The sequence below is a fragment of the Hymenobacter crusticola genome (assembly GCF_002154225.1).
In the GTDB taxonomy this organism is placed as follows: domain Bacteria; phylum Bacteroidota; class Bacteroidia; order Cytophagales; family Hymenobacteraceae; genus Hymenobacter; species Hymenobacter crusticola.
Genome location: NZ_MTSE01000024.1, coordinates 12,660 through 31,997 on the forward strand (window position 1 = coordinate 12,660; position 19,338 = coordinate 31,997).

Consider the following 19,338-nt stretch of genomic DNA (forward strand, 5'->3'; position numbering starts at 1 on the left):
ATCATTTCTTATCCTCCTTGCATGCTGCAAAGAATACAGGTATTGACGCTAGCCTTCGTCGTTGTGGGCAGTAGTTTGACGAGTTGTAGCGATCAAGAAGTAGTCTCGCCTACTTTAAAGACCACCGCTTCGCACAATCAGTTAGCGCCCCCGGATGACCCGCCGGTCGTGTGCAATGGCAATTGCCCCCCGCAGCCAACCGATTACCGTCCCATCTTTGTGACGTCAGAGGGGTCGTATCCATTCAACGGCTCAGGCGCTTATAATGGTGCGGACAACCCCAATGGCTATATCTTAGACATTAAAGCCATCGTCGGTGATTATCCCTACAACCATATTCAGGGGCCACTCCCCTTGGATGGCTACACGCTATTACCCATCAACCTCAACAGTGGCAATAACGGCAAGTATATCTACTTGATTTTTACGCGTATTCCCGCCTCCGTGCGGCATGTGCCGACCAGCACCAGTGCCACGGAGGCGCCGGTTCGCTTGATCGAAGTATCGCGGTTATACAACTTTATGTCAACCTCTACCCTGCTGCTGGAGGGGAAACTCAATAAGGCTGTCGATCTGAATGATGGGACAAACGATCCGGGCATAGGTGCTGCCTTGAATCGAGTACCCAGCACGGGAACGCCGATTGAACTGGGGGTCTATTATAGCCAAGCTGGTCAGACAGCGACTGCGCCCGCTGGGTGGCAACTACTTCCCACGAATGCGAATGAAGCAACGGGTGGTGATTGGATCTATATCTGCTACAAACACCGCTAAGCCGCCTCTCTCCCAATGCTCCGTGATTCGATGAGTTACGGAGCTAGGGCCGCTAGTAGGGGTTGCTGGCCGTGGTCAAATGTTCGGGTCAGATAGCACATAACACCAATGCGTAGGGAAAGGAAAGCGGTAAAATGCTGCCTTGGTGACTAGGCGTTGCTGATTCCGTCGTTTGCTTTGTGTATGAGCGGATGGCCGCTCGTAAGCGCGGCTGGGAAACGCCCGTTTGGTAGTACTACCTGTTTGTTCAGCCATCACTTAAAATGGCTGAATATAACAAGATTGGCTGTTGCAAAAGCCGACATCCACTTAGGCAGGCTTTAGAAGGAAGCTACTTTGAGCGATCTAATAAACAGGGGGCCTTGCTCGCTTTTCGACTGTTGCAACAGCTACAATTAATACCGAACTGGTCTCGGAAAATAGATTCCGCTTCTACTTATTCCTCGTGTTGATCTAGTACTTTTCTCGTCCTACTCGTGCACCAACTCGCTTGTGCGCCAACGGCAGGTAAGGGGTCGGCGAAGGCTATATGGCTACTCTTCTGTTCCACACCTTGGATCATGCTCGGTTATAATCAATCGCTTCTGCCATGAAAATACTTTTCTGGGTGGGGGTGGTGTCCCTAGTAGCCCTGCTCCTGTCTTCCTTACTGCTACGCCAAGCCGCCACTCCGGCCGGCTATGCCTCGCCCACCTATGCTTGGCTCCTCGGCTACGCGATGGTGTTCTCCTTGATTGCTTTGGTTGGCGCCCTGCTGCTCGGGGCGGCGCGGGCGATCTACTCTGCCTTTCGGAGCAACGAGGAGGAAGTAGGCTAACCCACCGCGACACTACTGCCTATCTTTCGTGAAGTGCTCCGCTAGAAACACGCTTGCATTATACTATCCCCCAAACGCCTCCTAGCCGTAGGGTATTGACCTACTGAGGGGCGTGTAGCCTTACTTCAATATTCTACTATAAAGTGTTGTTCGTCTGAGAGGCTGCTCGCAGGCAAGCAGCGGCAGCAGTACCGCAAAACGCCTATCAAGGAGAAGATTTTGTACGAAATTATTCGTATATAGCACTTACTTGTGCTGCTTCCTTCTCGCTCGTTTCCTAGGATAGGGGGTGAAGAGGGAGGCAGACGTGGTTTGTTTTGCGTTCTAATTCGTACCTCTTATTTGCTACTGATGCCTCTGTTTCGTGTCCTCTGCCTCTTCGTGTTGCTACTGGTTGCTACCCGTAGTTGGGCCAGCAAACCCCTGCCCGAGTGGATTGCCACGCCCGATGCGATGGGCTTGGCCTATCACTCCTTGACGCTACGCACGCCTGATCACACTACCTTGGCGGCTTGGCTGGTGGCGCCAACGCCTGGCAGTGTGGCCCAGCATACGACCTTGGTGCTGGCTGGCAATGACTACGGCAACATGTCCTATCAGCTCTACCAAGCCAGCGCTTTGGCCCAAGCCGGCTACCAGGTGCTGCTCTTCGACTATCGTGGCTTTGGTCATAGTAGTGCCTTTGCCATCGACCGCAACCAGCTCTATTACCCGGAGTTTGTCACCGACCTGCGCACCGCCGTGCGCGTCATGCGGAAGCACTTTCCTCGTGAGCGTGTGGGCATCATCGGCTACTCCATGGGCACGATTCTAGGCAGCATGGTAGCGGCCACTACGCGGCTGGATTGTTTGATCACCGACAGCTACTTAGGGAATCTGTCTGCGCTGGTTGCTCACCAGCTCGCCACGACCCAGCGGGTGATCACCTTGCCCCCGGCTGCCGCACAGTATACGCGCGTTGCCCCGCGCGTGCACTGTCCTTGGCTGCTAATTGCCGGTAGCCAAGACACGCAGGCGCCCCTGGCGGACTCCATGGCCGTGGCGCAAGCGGCTCACCCCCGGCAGCACCGGCAGCTACTCACCGTCGCCTGTGGCCACCTAGGCGCCATGGAGAAGCTCACCGAGCAGGAGTATGGCGACGCGTACACCCGCGCCATCACCCAGTTCCTCCTGGCTGCTCGCCCCTGAGTATCGAGGCAGAGGCATACTACCACCAGGCGAACGAACAAGCACCAACGGACTTTGACCTTTTACGAACAGTCCTCATAAAGGGGCCAAGCTTCCACGTCGCTTTCTTCCGTGTACCGGTGGCGAGTAGGGGTCTCCTGCGGCACGCTTCCTGCCATACGCCGCCCTCCCCTGCCGGGGAAGCCGCTACTCCTAGACCATGTAAAATTCCCAGGCGATGCGGTCCGGGCCCTTAAAGGCCACGTACTTCATCGGCCCCATCGTGTCTATTTTGACGCCTGTGCATCAGCACTTCATCTTTCAGCCAGGCGGGCGCGCTAGCTTTCGTGCAACCAGAGGAAGTACGGTAATGAAAGATAGTCCGCTGGGGTGGCGACTGGTCGGCGACTCGCTCTTTTTGCAGCCGGGTCCTGTGCTGCTGGAAGCGGAGGGAGAGACGCAACGAATCGAGCGCGAGCCCCTCAAGCACGCCGTCTTAAAAGTCGCTGGGGGTATCGACTGATGCGTAAACAGGAGTAGATGCTGTTATAAGAGATCAAATAAGGGTCGTACCAGGAAGGGAGGCCCTTAGTCGTGCACAATTGCTTAGTTCGCTTCTCCCTCTAAAGCAGCACAGGTGCGCGCCGCGATTGTTTCGTCAACGTTCATTCAGAAATGCTTGCAGAGGGTACCCGTAAAGGGCTAGGCCCTCAGACGTAGCGGCTCAGGTGTTCTATCACCGGGAGAACGTACAGGACGGCTAGCACTCCTGCAGCGGCGTGCGCCATGAGAACTAGGTACGCAATGGACATTACAGGCAGCGTTGTCGAACCGCTTGTGAGGACCGGGTAGTGTCTGCTCTGGGACCCACGGGTGGCGTTGCATAGGATTACTACCGGTCGCGTGGTAGGATGCAGGCCGAAGCGGCACAAAAGGCGAATGTGTCGTCATAAGCCGCAAACTCGTTTTCGACTCAGGTAGCAGAGGGGGAAGCCGAAGCCCTTTGTACCTGCGGGGCGACTAGTTCATTGGTTGGATGTTTCACCCAATGCATCTGCCAAACGGCAGCCTAGGCCTGAGAGGCTACCCTAGAATCTGATAGCCAATTGGCTTGAAGGCATAGTTGTTGGACATCTCCGCCGAGCACGCCGTCATGCCAATCAGTAAGTCCGTTTTCGCTTCCAGCACCACATAGTCGCCTGCTTTACTTTTGGGGGGCAGTACGGCTATTTTCCCAGTTTCTCCATCCACGGTCACATGCATAAAGATGTTGAAGCAGATCGGGATGGCATCAGGGCTAATACCATAGGCGTGCAGGGCCTCGCATAGGTTCCCGAAGCACCCCCGGTGCGGATGGGTATGGCCATAGATGATGCGGAACGTATCGGCACTGCAGGGCGTAAGCAGAAAATCGTGGCGGCCGACGGTATCTTCCACCAGTTCAAACAGAATGTTGCTGCGGTTAGAATAGAACGGGTGCCCTGTGGTGAGGAAGATTGTCTCGGCGTAGTCAATAGTTCGGCCTGAGGAAAGGTACTCGGCGGTGTCAGCTAGGTTGTAGCAGACGAAATCGGAAACCTGCTCGCCCTCCACGTCCACTACTTTTAGGTGTTGGCCTTTGCGCAACACAAAGGCGGTGCCGCTACGCGGCGGAATGATGGTCAACTGCTCCATGTTCACTTAAAAAAGGGCATTTCCAGGATTCATCGTAGGCCTTGCCACTATACTGATACACTTCCGAGGCCTGGCCGTAATCTTGTAACATCGGGTTGATGGAGCCTGAGTATGCCATGTCGCGGGTCCGAATCGTGGTGCGGATGTTATCGTAGCGGCCGTTGGTGCGGATCTGTTCGAACTGGGCGTGGGGATTGAACACCAAGGTTGGGTAGGCAAATCGCCGAGCCAGTCGCGAACTGCCGGGGTGCAGGCCGATCACGAAGAAAGCTTCCTGCTTCAGACTGAAGCTAAAGTCGGGGGAGGCAGGGTCCGCCACGACGCGCTGGTCATAGCCATACCGCTGGGCATCCCGGTTGGAAAGCGCTTGCAGACGCTGCCAGAAGAACTCTTCGAACAGCGCTTCGTTGGGGGCCTCGGGTCCTTTGAAGATGATCGCCGCGCTATGATACAGTTTCTCAGACTGTCGGTAGGTGTCCACAAAGTCATAGAGGAAGTCCAAAATGGCCGCATCATCCTTGGGGCAGGCAAGATGGTCGACGACTAGGCAGTGGAGTTGCTGAAAGGTGAGTGCGGTTTTAGCCGCAACACAAGGAAATTCCTTCTTATTTATAAAAGAAAGATATTCTTCAGTATATATATTGCTTTGAATGTCAGGCATGTGGGAATTATGGCAGGAGCGGATAGCTCGGAATAAGTAAATTATCTTACGTAAGCAGTACGCAAGAAATCGCCGGTGCGTTGACGCGGTTTCTGGGCTCTTGTCGAGCTTTAGCATAGCGCTGATAGCGCCACGTGAGCCGGTAGCAGTTAGAAGCCCGGACGCGTAAGTGCTTAGCTGAACAACATTTACTCGTCTGTTCTATCGGACGCGCCGCCAGCAATAAATAGCGTCGCACTGTTGAGCTAATGCTACGTTCCATGCCAAAATCATGCACACCGCTGGGGCGCAACCGCCTCGTGACGAGAGCCGGGAAGAAGCCTTCGGAAGGGACGCCTAGGTTCCTTTTGACGAAATCCCAAAAACAGGGCTGCAACTGCTTGCCTTATGTTAGGTAGCACCTGTTGGAAGAAGAGGGATTGCGCCTCCTGCAAAAGCAAGGCACCTTTTGGCTGGCTACGCCTTTCCACCCCCCGATCTGGGAGCAGCGCTGAGACCCATCGATAACGAGCCCTAGCGTCGGTCCCCACGGCATAGAGGTGTAACAGGAGCGCGGAGCGCCTTGCGAGAGAAAGTAGTGGCTAAAGGGTTGTCCGAGTCTAAAAAAGTGAACGGCACAGGTAGTAGCCTTTCCAGTGGCAAGCGCTACCGCAAGTATCGGCAGGCGGCTCTGACTTAACATGAACCTCGCTTTAGAAAATGCCCAAGCGTGCTCAGCTCCTAACGCGACTCACTCCCTCGATTACTGCCTGTAAGAGGGACTATGCCTCCTCCCAGCCAAGAAAAAGCGACCCAACGCGCCGCGAAACCACCTCGTTGGGGCCAGGCGCTATGCCGAAGATAAACCGCAGCGTCTAGTCCCAAGACTGGCCTAACCTATTGAACATCCATTATAAGGCCCGCGCATTCGCATCCACTCGTCCCAGCAGCCCGCCTCCCCGGCCAGTCGTAGTGCCCGCCTGCCTTCCGCCACCGCCATGCAGGGCCTGTCTCGCGACCCTTGGAGCAGCGCCCCGAACCACGCCTTGGCCAGCTCCGGCCCCAAGGAGACAGCTCGCTTAGTGCCATGACTTCCTGGCGTTTTAAGGTGCTAGCAAACTCAGGATTCGACTCGCGTCGAACGGTCCACTTCTTTCTGGACGACACGCCTCCGTTTTGTACCCTAGGGTTAAGCGCGGGCTGCTATCTTTAGCCTCGCGCCATGACCATTGCCCACTACTACCCCCAGGACCTAGCGGCCGCGCTGCACCAGCGCTGGCCGACCGAGTTCCCGCTCTTGCCCAAGCCGGCCGTCCTCACCGCCTTCATCTCGGTGCTCTACCAGGCGAGTTTGCTCTTCGAAGAAGGCCGGCCAGTCGCCTGCCACGCCGTGCTGGCCCCGCCAGCCCAGCTGGCCGCGCAGCACGTGGGGCCCACGGATTTTCACTGGGTGCACTTTGCCGAGCCCCGGGCCTGGAACGAGCAGGAGGTGCGCCGGCTGAGCCCAGCCGTGCAGCAGGGTAGCAGCCTACTGGCCGTGGAACCAGTAGGTGATGAGCACTTGCAGCTCTGGGGCATGCTCTTTAGCGGGCACGCGTGGGACCAGGTACTCGACGGTCCGCAGCGGGTGGCGGCCATCGTGCCCCACGCGCTGCTGGTGCAGGTGAGTGGGCCGGGCAGCTTGGTGTTTTATGCTGGCAGCCGCCGCGTGCTCACGCTCCAGCGCGGCCGCATCGAAGGCCACGGCTTCTTGCAGTTTCCGCAGGCCTGGGGCGAGGGACGATTTGTAGAGAACCAACAACTAGCTGGCCCCGCCGTGGCCGACCTCTCGTGGACCCCGGTGCACGAGGAATGCATTGTTCAGTTCGTGCTCCACATGCAACGACGGGCCCTTACCCAGTCGCGGGCTAGCGGCCATGGGGTCCTGGTGGTGCTGGTGCCTACCGACCGGGTTGCGACCCTCACGGCGCCGGGCGGCGTGCTGCGGCCCAAATACCGGCTGCGGTCCCCGGCTGCTGGCCCTCGTTATCCCACTCTTATTCGGGCCCTGGTGCGGCGCTTGTTGGAACTAGGTGAACTCAGCTGGGCCCATTACCAGCGCTCGACCGACGCTGAACTATTGGCGCTGACGGCCGAGCTCGATCATTTTGCCGACGACATCGCTGCCATGGGGGCCGTGGATGGGGCCTTGGTGTTCACGCAGCAGATTGAGTTGGTCGGCTTTGGCGTTGAAATTCAGGCTACGCAGGTGCCCCTGACGCAGGTGTACCGGGCCCTGGACGTGGAAGCCCGCACGCTGCAGCCCGTGCCCGCCGACCACGGCGGCACGCGCCACCGGGCGGCCTATCGATTGTGCCTAGCGGCCCCGGATTGCCTGGCCATCGTCGTGTCACAGGATGGCAACGTGCAGTTTGTCCACAACCAAGCCGGTCAAGTCGTTTTCTGGGATCAACTCACGTTTTAAAGTGGAGCGCGTTGGCGACGACTGCCTAGTGCGGCGGACTGGGACTAGGTGGGACAATGGGGCTGGCCCGCAACCAGCAGCCGATCTACCGTCAACTCCTCGATGTGCAGCTTCCCAATCGTCCCGTGGCCCAGGCGCAGTCGGCCCACGGCCAATGAGCCGATCGCTAAGGCTCCAATCGCAGCTGCCCTATGGCAAAGGCGCCGAGGGCTACGGCGCCCAGAGCTAGCTTGCTCACGGCCTGGGGTTCCCCGACGAGGGAAGAACGGGAAAAGGAGGCAGATGGGGTAGCAGCTGTCATGGCAAGAAGAGAAGCAACTGCGCGGGGCAGTTAGTGAACAATCGGCCCAACAGGGGACTTGGATGTATACGGAACCGTTCCGCCAGTGGCTACGCCAGGGAAGAGAACCAAGTCCCCCGTTCAGCCGCCCTTCTACGACGCTACCCGATGCGGCGCCCTAGCCCAGCTTCCGTTCAGCCCACTGACTGGGGCAGAGTGAGGACTGGCCAAGGCGGCTACTTTGCTTCGCTACTTGGTAAACCAAGCACAACCGCTACCTTTACCGTAGCTGCTGCCTGCTGCTTCGGTAATTTTTTAGGCCAAACGGCTTTCTCCCCCTCTCCCAATTCTGCGTGATGAGTAGCCTGAGCAAACTGCTGTGCGGCATTATTCTGCTGACGGCCCCCACGATCCAGTACGGCGGCTACTACCTGCTAACCCTGCTGACTGGCCAATCGGAGCAGGAGCTGACCGATTTTCAGCGCAGCATGTTTCGGGCCGGCCATGCCCACGCGGGCGTGCTTGCCATCCTGGCCTTACTGGCCCAACTGCTGCTGGATTACGCGCTCTTACCGGGGTGGCTGCTCTGGGTAGCGCGCCTAGGCTTTCCGTTGGCGGCGGTGCTGGTGAGTGCCGGCTTTTTTGCCGGGGCTGGGGGACGCCACGTCACGCAGCCCACCCCGTTTATTGCCGTTTTGTACGCCGGGGCCGGACTACTGGCCGTGGCAGTTGTGCTCGCCGGCATAGGCCTTATCCGCGCGCGCTAACGCGTAGTAATAGTAAGTAGTACTTGACTTCATCTTACTCTTTTACGCATGACGGCTTCCCTTCCCCAAACGGCATTGATCACTGGGGCTTCCAGTGGCATCGGCTACGAGTTCGCCCACCTGTTTGCCCGCGATGGCATCCACCTCGTACTCGTGGCGCGGCGCGAGCCGCTGCTAGCGGCGCTCAAAGCAGACTTGGAGCGGCAGTATGGCATTCAGGTCACGTATCTGGCCGTCGATTTAGCCGCCCCCGGCCAGGCCACGGCTGTCTACCAGTACTGCCAGGACCACCAGGTGCTGGTAGACTACTTAGTGAATAACGCGGGCTATGGTTCCTACAAGGATGTGGCCCAGGAAGACGCCGGCGTGTACGAAGATATGCTAGCACTGAACGTGGTGGCCCTCACCACCCTCTCGACCCTGGTAGCCCGCGAGATGGTGGCCCGCCAGCGGGGACGCATCCTCAACGTGGGGTCTACCTCGGCCTACCAGCCGGTGCCCCACATGGCCGTGTACGGGGCCTCGAAAAGCTACGTGCTCCACTTCACTGAAGCGCTGCATGCCGAGCTGCGGGGAACCGGCGTCACGGCCACGGTCTTGAGCCCCGGCGTGACGGCGACCGGCTTCGTGGCGCGCGCAGCGATGAACCAGTGGTCGCAGGCGCAGGGTACCCTCTTAGAAGCAAGCGCCGTGGCGCAGGCCGGCTATCAAGCGATGCGGCAGGGAAAGCTCAACGTTGTCCCGGGCTGGAAAAACAAGGTGCTGGCCTGGAGCATCGGCCTGGTGCCTTCCCGCCGGCTCAAGCTGGCCATGTCCGCGCGCTTCATGCGGGCAGCGCACTAAGGTTGTACGAGGCTAGCTACCCGCTGCCTAGCGTACGGCGCGTTGGTCGCCGCCTTCTAGGCACTTGTGAGCACCCGTGCCGGATCGTACGAGGAGGCCGTTTTCTGCGGAAGGACCTCTCGATGCGTCGCCGCGGCAAACGGGAAGTAGCCGAGCGGAGTTAAAGCGGCAATGATGCTCTTCCCACGCAGGGGGGTGTCAGGGCTCCTTTGTTTCATCGGGGGGGTACTTGTACACGAGAAGACCTCTTATAACGTTTTCCAACCAACGTGGCTGTTGCAGAGCGCTATCTCCATTCTCTACAAGCTATGTTTACCCTCTCATTTACAGAGAATAGCGGCTTTGAACAGGCTTTTTAACCTGTTTCATTCCCAAGCGCTATCCATCTGATTCACTACTGGGAGTTCTGCAACAGCCACCAACGTTTAAGTAATGTTATAGCCCTTTTATTGGCTGCGAAAGAGTCTTCTTATTTAAATCATCCTATCTGTGGACTCGGCAGATAAATGGCCCTTTTTATAATATAAACAGTGCCGAATAGGTATGCAGGCCTGGCGCAACCCCGACACTGGTAGCCCAAGCAAGCCAAGTTCTGTAGAGTACCCGCCGCCGAAAGAGCCAACTAAGCAGGCTAATGTGAAGGACCACGCACCCCGTCGCTATCGGCTTGGTCGCCCAATCACCGGAGGTGCCGCAGCAATAGGTAAAGAACCACACGAACACCCCGATAAATTGCCACAGATAGTATCCCGCCACTGAGACTACCAGACCCAACGCAAAGCGAAATAGTGGGTTCATGTTGGAAGAGGAACTCGTAGCATGCGTCAGTAGCTTAAGGTCATTTATAGCGCTAAAATACCACGCTGGGTGTAATGGTTGCTCGGGCCAAATCTGTCACTTTTCCAAGGACAGTCCGAGAATAAACATTATGCTTATAGATAAGATCTAGAAAACGGTTCTGCTACTTGTGGCACCTTATTACATTTAAAAGTTCTATTTACTATGAAACAAAGCGTTTCAGGATGCACAGCGAAGAACAGCCTGTATAAGCTTCGTTTCAGTTGCTAACGTCCATCTTGTAAAGTGGGCTTCGCCGATATACCATTATGAAGAAGCGTTGGTGGCTGTTACTCTTTCTGCTCTTGGCCATTGTGTGGTTTGGCGAGAGCAGAAGCTTTTACTATGTCGCCAGTGGCCGCTGTGTGACCTTGTGGAAAACCTATGGTGGTACCTGCTATATCATTCCGGGTAGGTATTATGGCTTATGGAAGCCAGTGGATAACTACATCAACGCTCAAAATACAGCGTTGATGGTCTCCGTGTTCTGGTATACCGACCAACCAGACGTGATTCTAGTAGATACTGGGGCAGAGGCTGAGATTGTAAATCACTCGCAAAAAGAGCTAATGGTCCAAAAGAAGCCAAGCATGAATATCTACCAACTTAGAAGAAACGATTATCAGATTCGCGACGACATAGAACTCGTTAACATCCGGGTCTTTGAGGCCTATGCGACAGACAAGCACGGGCAAGCACTGTAAGAAGAGGTAAAAACAGTCTGTCCGAAAAGTAAATGTGGCTGTTGCAAAAGTCTATATTTACTTAGGAGAGCTTTTGAAATAGGCTGTTCTTTGACCGTTCAGTAGCTAGAAAGTAGCTGTCTAAGTTGGGCCTTTGCTTCCTGCCAGACTTTTGCAACAGCCACTAAATATTATGATAAGTAGGTCGGCGTCAGATAATAGAATTCCTGATCAAAGGGCCGCTCTACCTGATGAAGCCATTGTTTAGAGACAAGTGTGTCAAAGGCTTATGCAAGAACTTCAGATGAGAGCCCCAGCGTAGGGTAATTCGTGCTCAAAAAGCTCCTAATGTGCCACGGAGTGAAACCACTCCACTGTCCGAGGCTATCGAAATCTAAGCTGAAAATCACTCCCTCTTGCTGAAAGGTGCACCCCTGCCCATGAAAAGTATACTGCAGGGTATGCACCTGCCCACGTGGAGCTACAAGTGCGAGCTGTTCTAAGGTTGGTTACCTGTTGGCTTCGACGGAAACGCGGCGATCAAGGTCGTGCAGAAGAAGTCCGCATAACGGACAAACTCGTGCAGATAGGCTAAGACTTGTTGTTCGGTCGTAGTAAGTGAATCCATCCAATAGAAACGGACCTTATTGTGAGCAAGCTAGTAGCAAACAAGCTTGTTTTTCTCAGCAATACGCTGATTGTATAAAAGCTAGAAAAAGACCTATTTGTCAGCTTGTTTGGATCCTGAAAAAAGAGATTAGCACAATGCCTATTTCTAAGCCGACTCTTGTAAAAGTGACGGTTTTGGCTTCTCTCTAGGGCGTGGTGAGCATGGTACTTCTTAAAGATTAGCGCCGCGCTACTTGGCCTTTTAGCTCAAATCAGCCTTTATCTACCCTTCCTTTACCCGGCAGGCCCCTTCAAAGTAATCCTCTGGTGGTAAGTTAGGGTCTGAATACGCCTCCACTCGCCTATGCCTGCTTCCTACTCGCTCGACCGCTTCCGACCTGTCCTCTGGTTTGGGGCTCTTTTGCTGGTGCTTATTAGCCTAGAGCATACCCTCACGACTTCGCCGCTCTTTGGGCAGCGTCCCCTGCTCCCCTACGCCGTCACCTTCGACCTGCTGGTGGGTATCCCGGGCTTGTTTTATTGGCTGGTCGTGCGCCGCTATCAGTTGCCCCTGAGCAGTCTGGTCGGGGTAGTGAGCGCCTGCTTCGCCCTTACTTACTGGCTGCTGCCGGTTGCCCAACAGGCCCCTTTACACGCCTTGCGCTTCGTACCAGCGCTGCTGGAGGGCGTCACCTTGCTGCTGCTCGTGACCAAGGCCCGGCGGCTGCTACAGAGTTACCAAGCCGCCTACCGGCAACAGCCAGCCTTCTGGCCCAGTGCGCAACGAGCCGTGCAGCAGACCTTGGGCCCAGCGGGGGTATTGTTAGTTGCTGAGGTAGAGATGTTGCGTTATGCGCTGCTGGGCTGGTGGGCCCAGCCGGAAGGAACGGGAGAAGCCACCGCTTTTAGCAGCTATCGCGATTCGGGCTTCACGGCGTTTGCTGTTATGGTAGGAGTGGCTTTGACGGTGGAAACGGCCGTTGTCCATCTGCTCGTCAGTCGGTGGAGTGCGCAGGCAGCGGGCTGGTTGTTGTTGTTGGATACGTACCCCTTGCTCCTGCTGCTAGCACACGGGCAAGCGGTACGTTTGCGGCCTAGCCTGCTCACGGCCGGCACGTTACAGCTCAACGTCGGCTTTGTCTGGCATCTCACCGTACCCCTAGGAGAACTCGTCGCCATCGAGTCCCTGCGCGACAGCCCGGCACCCGCGGAGGGCTTGCTCAACCTGACCAAGTTGCTTTTTACGCCCCCGAATCTACTGCTCACGTTTGCCCAACCCGTCACGGTGCAAGGCCCTTACGGGATGCAGCGTACCGGCCGGCGCTTGGCAATATATCTCGACCAGCCGCAACAGTTTAGGGACGCCATCAGCCAATAAGGCGTTTTACATACTGAATACGACTTTTCACAGTACATAAATCGGCTTGAACGTCCCTCGTTAAAAGGAATTAGTCTTACCGTTGTGTTTATAACCTACTGCAAACGAGCGTTTGCAGTAGGTTATAAGTTACCTTGGTTAGCGATGAGCGAAGTTCAAGTTCTAAAAGACTATTGTAAGTATACAGAATCTATAGTCAGTCTATCCTAGGCGCAGAGCCTTGGCTTTAAAAGCGGCATCGTATTGTCCCGTTTATCGAGCGACGCCCCACTCTTTTTGACAGTCATCACCGAAGGGAGATACATTCTTCTGCTGTGGGGCTAGCTTAGACCACTGTTGGGGAACCGGATCAAAGAATAAAATTTGAATTTTAAAAAAATCCGCCAGTACATTTACAGCACCAATTCTTTCACCTACAAAGGATTGTTTTTATACAGAGGCGCGGAGAGACAGGCTCGATGAACCGCCGACAACCCCCGGAAACTCCGGAACGGTGCCAAGTCCTGACCATATAAAGACAACAACGCCGTGAACGCCTTCATCAGCTCTTTCAGTATCTCCAACCGCCCCGCTCTACAGCATGGGTGTTGTGACATGATGCGTGGCTCCGTCTGTATACCGATGGTGAGCCAAGACTGCTAGGGTGGGACACTGGTCTTCGATTTCTTTCTTGTAGCCGCTCACCGCGCTGTTGGACCTGCTGTGGCTTTCTACCACAGCGGGCTAGCAGGCTGTCTTAGCTACCGCTTGGCTATTTTCTTGCTTCCTAAACGAACTGGTTACCGCCATAACGGAAACGGCCGAAACCTATTCTTGACGGTAGTATCCGGCATTTTTGAGTGCACTATGCCGGCCCTATCTGGAAGACGGTGGCGAATGAGCGGTGCACGGGCGCAGAGGTTCCCACCAACTGCTACTAGGCAACGGTTGACCGCAGAGTGTAGGATATCGAGAAGAGACCTAAAAGGTCAAAGTCACTAACGCCATTCACGGCTCGCGTAAGACTTTTCGCTTCTACATATGTGCCACTCCTAGCGCACTCACTTATCACAAGGACGAGCACCAACCTTCCACTCGCGGGCAGTTCTCCTCCAATCATTTCGAAAGCCACTTTCGAACGGAGCCCCACGCTGTGCAGCCTGACCCGACTACTTCCATTATCACATTCCCTACTCTATGAACAAACCAGTATACAGACTAGGATCCGGCAGCATGCTGTTTGCGCTGCTAAGTGGTGCGCAACTACACAGCCAAGCCCAAGGGCTGGCATACGAGCCATACGTGTCAACGGAGCCTAAAAACGCTACAGTGGCTCGGGTGGGTCCCAGAGAAGCCCTACCTAATCTGAGAGTACTCTGTGAAGCGGATATCCACTCCTCCGATCTTGTAGCAAAGGTAGACCAAACGGTAACGGGCCGGATAACTGATGAAAAGGGCGAGGCCTTGCAGGGCGTGACCGTGCTCCTGAAAGGAACGACTAACGGTACTGCCACGGGGGCCGATGGTAGCTATTCGCTAACCGTACCAGACGGAAATGGTACGTTGCTGATTTCCTTCATTGGCTACCAAGCTCAGGAGGTACCGCTTAGCAATAGAGCCACCGTCAACATCACGCTGTTGCCAGACACCAAGGCCCTCGACGAAGTAGTGGTAGTGGGCTATGGAGTGCAGCGCAAATCCGACCTGACCGGCTCGGTGGCCAGCGCCGACCTGGAAGCGTTTCGCGAAGCCCCCAATACCAACATTGCGCAGTCCTTGCAGGGCACTGTCCCCGGACTAAACGTAGGCCAGGTGAACTCGGCCGGCGGCAACCCCTCTATTCAGGTACGCGGGGCGAATACCATCAATGGCAATGCCAGTGTGCTGATCGTATTGGACGGCATTATCTACAATGGGTCACTGGCTTCTATCAATCCGGATGATGTGGCCTCCATTGATGTGCTGAAGGATGCCAGTTCCACGGCCGTGTACGGCGCGCAGGCGGCTAACGGGGTACTGCTTGTTACCACCCGCCGGGGTAAAGCCGGTAAAACACGTATTGCCTACACCGGCTCGTATGCCACGCAAACGCCCAGTGTGAGCCTACGCCCGCAAAACCGCGAGGAGCTACTACAGCGCATCCGCGACCTGAATTACACCCAGGCGTACCTAGCTCCTGAGTACACTACCCCAAACCCCAATTTCGACCTGACCAAATTCGTGGATCAAATCCACCTGAACGCGGACGGTACCATCCGCACCGCTGACTTCAACTGGTGGGACGCGGCCACTCAAAGGGGGTATATCCAGGACCACCAGCTGAGCATCTCGGGGGGTAGCGAGAAAACGACCTACCTCGTTTCGGGGGGCTACACCAAACAGCTCGGCTACATCATCAACGACAAGTTCAGCCGCAAGAGTGTGCGCATCAACCTGGAAACTCAAGCCACCAAGTGGTGGAAGATTGGCGCGCAGACGTTTGGCTCCTTCAATGATTTCAGCGGCGAAGAGCCAACCCTGTCCGATATCGTGCGCATGTCACCCATGCACGAGCCCTACGACGAAGCCGGTAACCTAATTCCCTTTCCTACCGGAACGGGGCAGGCCAATCCTTTTCTGAGTTCCGACGTGCGTGATTCCGACAAGCGCATGACGCTGTTCGGCAACTTCTACTCCGAACTCAGTGCGCCTTTCCTGGAGGGCCTAACGTACCGGCTCAACTTCGGTAATAATTACCGCACCAACAATCACTATTACGCCAGCCGGTGGGCGGCAGGCCAAACCGGCCAAGCCTATAAAGACCTAGATACGAACTACGATTACACGCTCGACAACATTCTGACTTACCATAAATCGATTGGCAAACATGACCTGACAGCTACCTTGCTCTACAGCGCTATTGAGCGACAATATTCTCGCACGTACGCCAACGCCACGGGTTTTTCCAACCTCACCCTGGGGTATAACAGCTTGGAACAGGGCACCAACCAATTCACTTCTTCCGATGCGTGGGAGGAACAGCTCAACGCCCAGATGGCCCGCCTCAACTACAAGTACAACGAGCGGTATTTATTGACGGCTACTGTACGCCGCGACGGCTTTTCCGGCTTTGCCGCCAACGAGAAATACGGAATTTTCCCGTCGGCCGCTTTCGGCTGGATCCTTACGGAAGAGTCCTTTTTCCAATTCGCTCCTATCAATTTCCTCAAGCTCCGGGCGGGTTATGGCACCAATGGCAACCTGACCAGCCGGTACTCGTCGCTGGCCCGCTTGGAGCCTAGTGCCGCCTACGTGTTCGGCGATGGAGGTACCACTGTGTTCGGGCAGCAGGTAAGTACGCTGGCGAATCCGAATTTGAAGTGGGAGTCGACCCGGGGCCTGAATGCCGGGTTGGACTTTGTCGTGCTGAAGAACCGGATTTCGGGTAGCCTCGACTACTATAACAACCGCACCAACGACCTGCTTTTCGACGTTGCGCTGCCAACTATTTCGGGCTTTTCGTCTATTCGCACCAATGTAGGCAACCTTGAAAACGCGGGCTTGGAGCTTACCCTTACCACGCAAAATGTTGCCGCCAAAAATTTCAAGTGGAGCACCACCTTCAACATTTCCGGCAACCGCAACAAAATCATTAGGCTGGTGGGAGCCGATGCCAATGGCGACGGCAAGGAAGACGATTTGGTGAGTAGCAACCTGTTTATCGGCCGCTCCATCGGCACTATCTACGACCTGAAATCCAACGGCTTCTACCAGGTGGGGGATGATGTTCCGGCGGGGTACTATCCGGGTACGTTCCGCATCGTGGATGCCAATGGGGACGGCAAGATTGACCGGGCCGGTGACCGAGTGTTCTTAGGAAAGAAGGAGCCCGATTATCGCACCAGTCTGCTCAACACGCTAGAGTACAAAGGCTTTACGTTTCGGGTGTTCCTGAACGCAGTGCTGGGCGGCAACAGCAGCTACCTCGCCGCCAACAACCCCGCCAACAATATTGGGGGGCTGCTGGACGTGCCCTCGAAGCGGCTCAACTACCTGAATGCCCTTGATTTCTGGTCTCCCTCCAATCCCAACGCGCTCTATGCCCGCTCGGCCGTCTCGCCGGCGCTGGCGCCGGGCGTGTACCAGAATCGCAGCTTTGTGCGCTTGCAGGATATTTCCCTGGCGTACCGCTTTAGCGGCGCCACCATCAACAAGCTGCACGCCGACAATTTGAGCGTGTTCGTCAGTGCCAAAAACCTTTATACCTGGACCAACTGGGTAGGCTGGGACCCGGAAACCGAACAGGGGATAGACGACTCCGGTCGGCCTGTGCTCAAGGGCTACTCATTGGGTCTCACCGTTGCTTTCTGATCTATCTATACCATGAAAAACCTAGCTAAAATAGCTCTACTCCTGCCATTCCTGGTTCTGGCTTCCTGCAACAAAGATTTTCTGGACGAGCAGCCCGCTGATTTTCTCAGCGCCGAAAACGGCTACGTAACCTATAAAGACTTTAATGCGGGGGTGAACAACCTCTACAAGCTGGTACGCGCAGAGTTTTATACGTCCAATGAAAATAATCCCATGGACTACCTGTATGGAACCGACATAGTATTCGATGGCCAACCCAGCATCCGGCGCTTTACCAATCACGCCGCCACACTGGATCCGTCGGGCGATATTCCATTGGCGCATTGGCGGGATTTGTACAAGATAATCTCGGAAACCAATACCCTCCTCGCCCGCCTGCCGGCCGCCCAGATGAGCGACAACGAAAAGCTTCTTATCGAAGCGCGGGCAAAGTTCTTTCGGGCATTTTCCTATCGCACGCTGGCCTACCTGTACGGGGGCGTGCCGTTGGTACTGGAAGAACTATCCGCGCCAAAATACAACTTCGTGCGCGCCTCCAAGGCGGCGGTACTCAGCCAGGTCATTGACGACCTGACGTTTGCTACGGCTAATTTGCCAGGCATCGCGCAAGTGCAGAACGGGGAAATAAGTAAGCCGGCGGCACAGCACTTGCTGGCTGAAGTGTACCTAGCAACCGGCGACTACAACAACGCCATTACAACGGCCACTGCCGTCATCAACGACCCTAACGTGCGGCTCATGCGTAACCGGTTTGGCTCCCGCTCGAGCGTGACGCCCGGCGACGTGTATTGGGACCTGTTTCAGGTTCGGAATCAAAACCGCAGTTCGGGCAATACGGAAGGCCTCTGGGTGGTACAGTTTGAAACCGATGTGCCGGGTGGTTCAGCACAGTCAACGGCTCGTTCAGGTGCCTTCTATGAGCGACATCATGGCCCCAACCTGATCGATTTTCGCCTGGGCACTCTTTTGCCGTTCCGTTGGCCGACCGGAGACTATACAGGCGGGCGGGGCATCGGCTGGGCCGTGTCAACAAGGTACTTCAGCAACACCATCTGGACCAGTGACTTCACCACCGACCTGCGCAATGCCAACCACAATTTTGTGCGCGTGTACACCTACAACAACCCGGCTGTGCCCAGCCTGTTCGGCCAAACGGTGTCGGCCGACGCGCCTCCAGCGGGCATCACCGTGCCGAGCCGCTCGTTCTACGCCTACCAGTCCAAGGTAACCACGCCCTTTACGCACCCGGCCAACCTGTACCTCAATGCGGCCACGTTCCAGCTCAAGGACATTGCCGGTGGGACCTACACCGATCAGTACCTGTTCCGGCTGGCGGAAACCTACCTCATTCGTGCGGAAGCCAACTTGGGCAAAGGCGATAAAGCCGCGGCCGCAACCGATATCAATGTCATTCGCAGCCGAGTCAACGCCAAGCCCGTAACCGCCAACGAGGTAACCATCGACTACATTCTCGACGAGCGGATGCGCGAGCTTGGCATGGAAGAGAAGCGGCGCCTGACGCTCATGCGCCTGGGCCTGTTGTACGACCGCGTGAAGCGCTTCAACCCGTACTACAGCGACATTCAGGTGAAGCACAACCTGTTTCCCATTCCTTTCGCGGAAATCGAGCGCAACCGCGAGGCCGCGCTGGAGCAGAATCCAGGGTATTGATGCTTTCACTGGATTATTGCGCTACCCCCGGCGTGAGCATCGGCCTATAGAAGATGACGCTTGTTTTGTTATAGGGCGTGTTCTCGTCTAGCAGGAACCTAAGCTCTCATCACTTATAACAATTCTATACCTGTGGAATATGTAACAGGATGAACTGTGCAGCAGAGGCGACAATGACCTGTAATGGCTCCTCGGTAGAATAGTATCAGTTGCCTTAATAGGCTCGCAGTAGATACAGACACTCGTTGCGTATAATCTGAGTAAAAGTAATTTCCATTTCACCTGAACGCAGCCTTCCAAAGTATCTAATTTAGCTAGCTTAACACAAGTACGCTTAATTACTGTACGTACAGAAAGTATTGTACTTACAGGAATTACTATTCAGTTATTATACTCCTCTCTTTA

15 protein-coding genes, 1 pseudogene and 1 riboswitch are annotated in these 19,338 nt (G+C 55.6%); of the genes and pseudogenes, 11 read left to right on the forward strand and 5 right to left on the reverse strand.

The genetic code is table 11. The features are described from left to right. The first annotated feature begins 21 nt into the window (after positions 1–21). The 4 genes from BXP70_RS24580 to BXP70_RS30025 all read left to right on the forward strand — a co-directional run bounded on the left by BXP70_RS24580 (position 22) and on the right by BXP70_RS30025 (position 3,281). A complete protein-coding gene (locus BXP70_RS24580) occupies positions 22–774 on the forward strand; it encodes a hypothetical protein (protein ID WP_143436667.1) in 753 nt (250 codons plus the stop codon). Positions 775–1,363: 589 nt separating this feature from the next. Beyond that, positions 1,364–1,591: a hypothetical protein gene (locus tag BXP70_RS24585; protein WP_086596780.1), complete on the forward strand. Its 228-nt coding sequence runs from the start codon at positions 1,364–1,366 to the stop codon at positions 1,589–1,591. Between the two features lie 351 nt (positions 1,592–1,942). After that, complete coding sequence (locus tag BXP70_RS24590) at positions 1,943–2,779, forward strand: alpha/beta hydrolase (protein WP_086596781.1); 837 nt, start codon at positions 1,943–1,945, stop codon at positions 2,777–2,779. A 349-nt stretch (positions 2,780–3,128) separates the two neighbouring features. Beyond that, complete coding sequence (locus BXP70_RS30025) at positions 3,129–3,281, forward strand: hypothetical protein (RefSeq protein WP_179197822.1); 153 nt, start codon at positions 3,129–3,131, stop codon at positions 3,279–3,281. Between the two features lie 560 nt (positions 3,282–3,841). Here the strand turns inward: BXP70_RS30025 and BXP70_RS24600 are convergent. Both BXP70_RS24600 and gntA read right to left on the reverse strand, forming a co-directional pair. Continuing rightward, on the reverse strand, positions 3,842–4,432 hold the full coding sequence (locus BXP70_RS24600) for a DUF1989 domain-containing protein (RefSeq protein ID WP_086596783.1): 591 nt from the start codon (positions 4,430–4,432) through the stop codon (positions 3,842–3,844). Continuing rightward, a complete protein-coding gene (gene gntA / locus BXP70_RS24605; protein ID WP_086596784.1) occupies positions 4,401–5,210 on the reverse strand; it encodes a guanitoxin biosynthesis heme-dependent pre-guanitoxin N-hydroxylase GntA in 810 nt (269 codons plus the stop codon). Before gntA ends, BXP70_RS24600 begins: the two co-directional genes overlap by 32 nt. 1,084 nt (positions 5,211–6,294) lie before the next feature. Here gntA and BXP70_RS24610 point away from each other — a divergent pair. Further along, positions 6,295–7,536: a putative sensor domain DACNV-containing protein gene (locus tag BXP70_RS24610; RefSeq protein WP_086596785.1), complete on the forward strand. Its 1,242-nt coding sequence runs from the start codon at positions 6,295–6,297 to the stop codon at positions 7,534–7,536. 166 nt (positions 7,537–7,702) lie between these two features. Here the strand turns inward: BXP70_RS24610 and BXP70_RS30865 are convergent, their stop codons facing one another. Then, on the reverse strand, positions 7,703–7,837 hold the full coding sequence (locus BXP70_RS30865; protein WP_262490769.1) for a hypothetical protein: 135 nt from the start codon (positions 7,835–7,837) through the stop codon (positions 7,703–7,705). Between the two features lie 335 nt (positions 7,838–8,172). Between BXP70_RS30865 and BXP70_RS24620 the strand changes: the two genes are divergently transcribed. Next, a complete protein-coding gene (locus tag BXP70_RS24620) occupies positions 8,173–8,583 on the forward strand; it encodes a hypothetical protein (RefSeq protein WP_086596786.1) in 411 nt (136 codons plus the stop codon). A 48-nt stretch (positions 8,584–8,631) separates the two neighbouring features. Beyond that, positions 8,632–9,426 carry an SDR family NAD(P)-dependent oxidoreductase gene (locus tag BXP70_RS24625; protein ID WP_086596787.1) on the forward strand — a complete coding sequence of 265 codons (795 nt, stop codon included), beginning with the start codon at positions 8,632–8,634 and terminating at the stop codon, positions 9,424–9,426. 56 nt (positions 9,427–9,482) lie between these two features. Here the strand turns inward: BXP70_RS24625 and BXP70_RS30030 are convergent, their stop codons facing one another. Then, positions 9,483–9,644: a hypothetical protein gene (locus BXP70_RS30030; protein WP_179197824.1), complete on the reverse strand. Its 162-nt coding sequence runs from the start codon at positions 9,642–9,644 to the stop codon at positions 9,483–9,485. Positions 9,645–10,532: 888 nt separating this feature from the next. Here BXP70_RS30030 and BXP70_RS24630 point away from each other — a divergent pair. Continuing rightward, positions 10,533–10,967, forward strand: a complete 435-nt coding sequence (locus tag BXP70_RS24630) for a hypothetical protein (protein ID WP_086596788.1) — start codon at positions 10,533–10,535, stop codon at positions 10,965–10,967. A 266-nt stretch (positions 10,968–11,233) separates the two neighbouring features. On the opposite strand, the pseudogene BXP70_RS31115 reads toward BXP70_RS24630, so the two are convergent. Beyond that, a pseudogene (locus BXP70_RS31115) lies at positions 11,234–11,419 on the reverse strand (DUF6896 domain-containing protein); the annotation flags it as partial. 500 nt (positions 11,420–11,919) lie between these two features. Here BXP70_RS31115 and BXP70_RS24635 point away from each other — a divergent pair. The 3 genes from BXP70_RS24635 (at position 11,920) to BXP70_RS24645 (ending at position 18,933) form a co-directional block, all read left to right on the forward strand. Next, positions 11,920–12,933: a hypothetical protein gene (locus BXP70_RS24635; RefSeq protein ID WP_086596789.1), complete on the forward strand. Its 1,014-nt coding sequence runs from the start codon at positions 11,920–11,922 to the stop codon at positions 12,931–12,933. Positions 12,934–13,359: 426 nt separating this feature from the next. Beyond that, positions 13,360–13,451: riboswitch (SAM riboswitch) on the forward strand. Between the two features lie 658 nt (positions 13,452–14,109). Next, positions 14,110–17,262 (forward strand): SusC/RagA family TonB-linked outer membrane protein, encoded by a 3,153-nt coding sequence (locus BXP70_RS24640; protein WP_218779863.1) that lies wholly within the window; start codon positions 14,110–14,112, stop codon positions 17,260–17,262. A gap of 12 nt (positions 17,263–17,274) precedes the next feature. Then, positions 17,275–18,933 (forward strand): RagB/SusD family nutrient uptake outer membrane protein, encoded by a 1,659-nt coding sequence (locus tag BXP70_RS24645; protein WP_086596791.1) that lies wholly within the window; start codon positions 17,275–17,277, stop codon positions 18,931–18,933. Positions 18,934–19,338 lie beyond the last annotated feature (405 nt).

What these genes read in the sequence shown, in the direction of transcription:
- BXP70_RS24625 (WP_086596787.1), top strand. Translation starts at nt 8,632, where the DNA reads ATGACGGCTTCCCTTCCCCAAACGGCATTGATCACTGGGGCTTCCAGT.
- BXP70_RS24580 (WP_143436667.1), top strand. Translation starts at nt 22, where the DNA reads ATGCTGCAAAGAATACAGGTATTGACGCTAGCCTTCGTCGTTGTGGGC.
- BXP70_RS24640 (WP_218779863.1), top strand. Translation starts at nt 14,110, where the DNA reads ATGAACAAACCAGTATACAGACTAGGATCCGGCAGCATGCTGTTTGCG.
- BXP70_RS24590 (WP_086596781.1), top strand. Translation starts at nt 1,943, where the DNA reads ATGCCTCTGTTTCGTGTCCTCTGCCTCTTCGTGTTGCTACTGGTTGCT.
- gntA (WP_086596784.1), bottom strand. Translation starts at nt 5,210, where the DNA reads ATGCTAAAGCTCGACAAGAGCCCAGAAACCGCGTCAACGCACCGGCGA.
- BXP70_RS30865 (WP_262490769.1), bottom strand. Translation starts at nt 7,837, where the DNA reads ATGACAGCTGCTACCCCATCTGCCTCCTTTTCCCGTTCTTCCCTCGTC.
- BXP70_RS30030 (WP_179197824.1), bottom strand. Translation starts at nt 9,644, where the DNA reads ATGAAACAAAGGAGCCCTGACACCCCCCTGCGTGGGAAGAGCATCATT.
- BXP70_RS24635 (WP_086596789.1), top strand. Translation starts at nt 11,920, where the DNA reads ATGCCTGCTTCCTACTCGCTCGACCGCTTCCGACCTGTCCTCTGGTTT.
- BXP70_RS24610 (WP_086596785.1), top strand. Translation starts at nt 6,295, where the DNA reads ATGACCATTGCCCACTACTACCCCCAGGACCTAGCGGCCGCGCTGCAC.
- BXP70_RS24645 (WP_086596791.1), top strand. Translation starts at nt 17,275, where the DNA reads ATGAAAAACCTAGCTAAAATAGCTCTACTCCTGCCATTCCTGGTTCTG.
- BXP70_RS24620 (WP_086596786.1), top strand. Translation starts at nt 8,173, where the DNA reads ATGAGTAGCCTGAGCAAACTGCTGTGCGGCATTATTCTGCTGACGGCC.
- BXP70_RS24630 (WP_086596788.1), top strand. Translation starts at nt 10,533, where the DNA reads ATGAAGAAGCGTTGGTGGCTGTTACTCTTTCTGCTCTTGGCCATTGTG.
- BXP70_RS24600 (WP_086596783.1), bottom strand. Translation starts at nt 4,432, where the DNA reads ATGGAGCAGTTGACCATCATTCCGCCGCGTAGCGGCACCGCCTTTGTG.
- BXP70_RS24585 (WP_086596780.1), top strand. Translation starts at nt 1,364, where the DNA reads ATGAAAATACTTTTCTGGGTGGGGGTGGTGTCCCTAGTAGCCCTGCTC.
- BXP70_RS30025 (WP_179197822.1), top strand. Translation starts at nt 3,129, where the DNA reads ATGAAAGATAGTCCGCTGGGGTGGCGACTGGTCGGCGACTCGCTCTTT.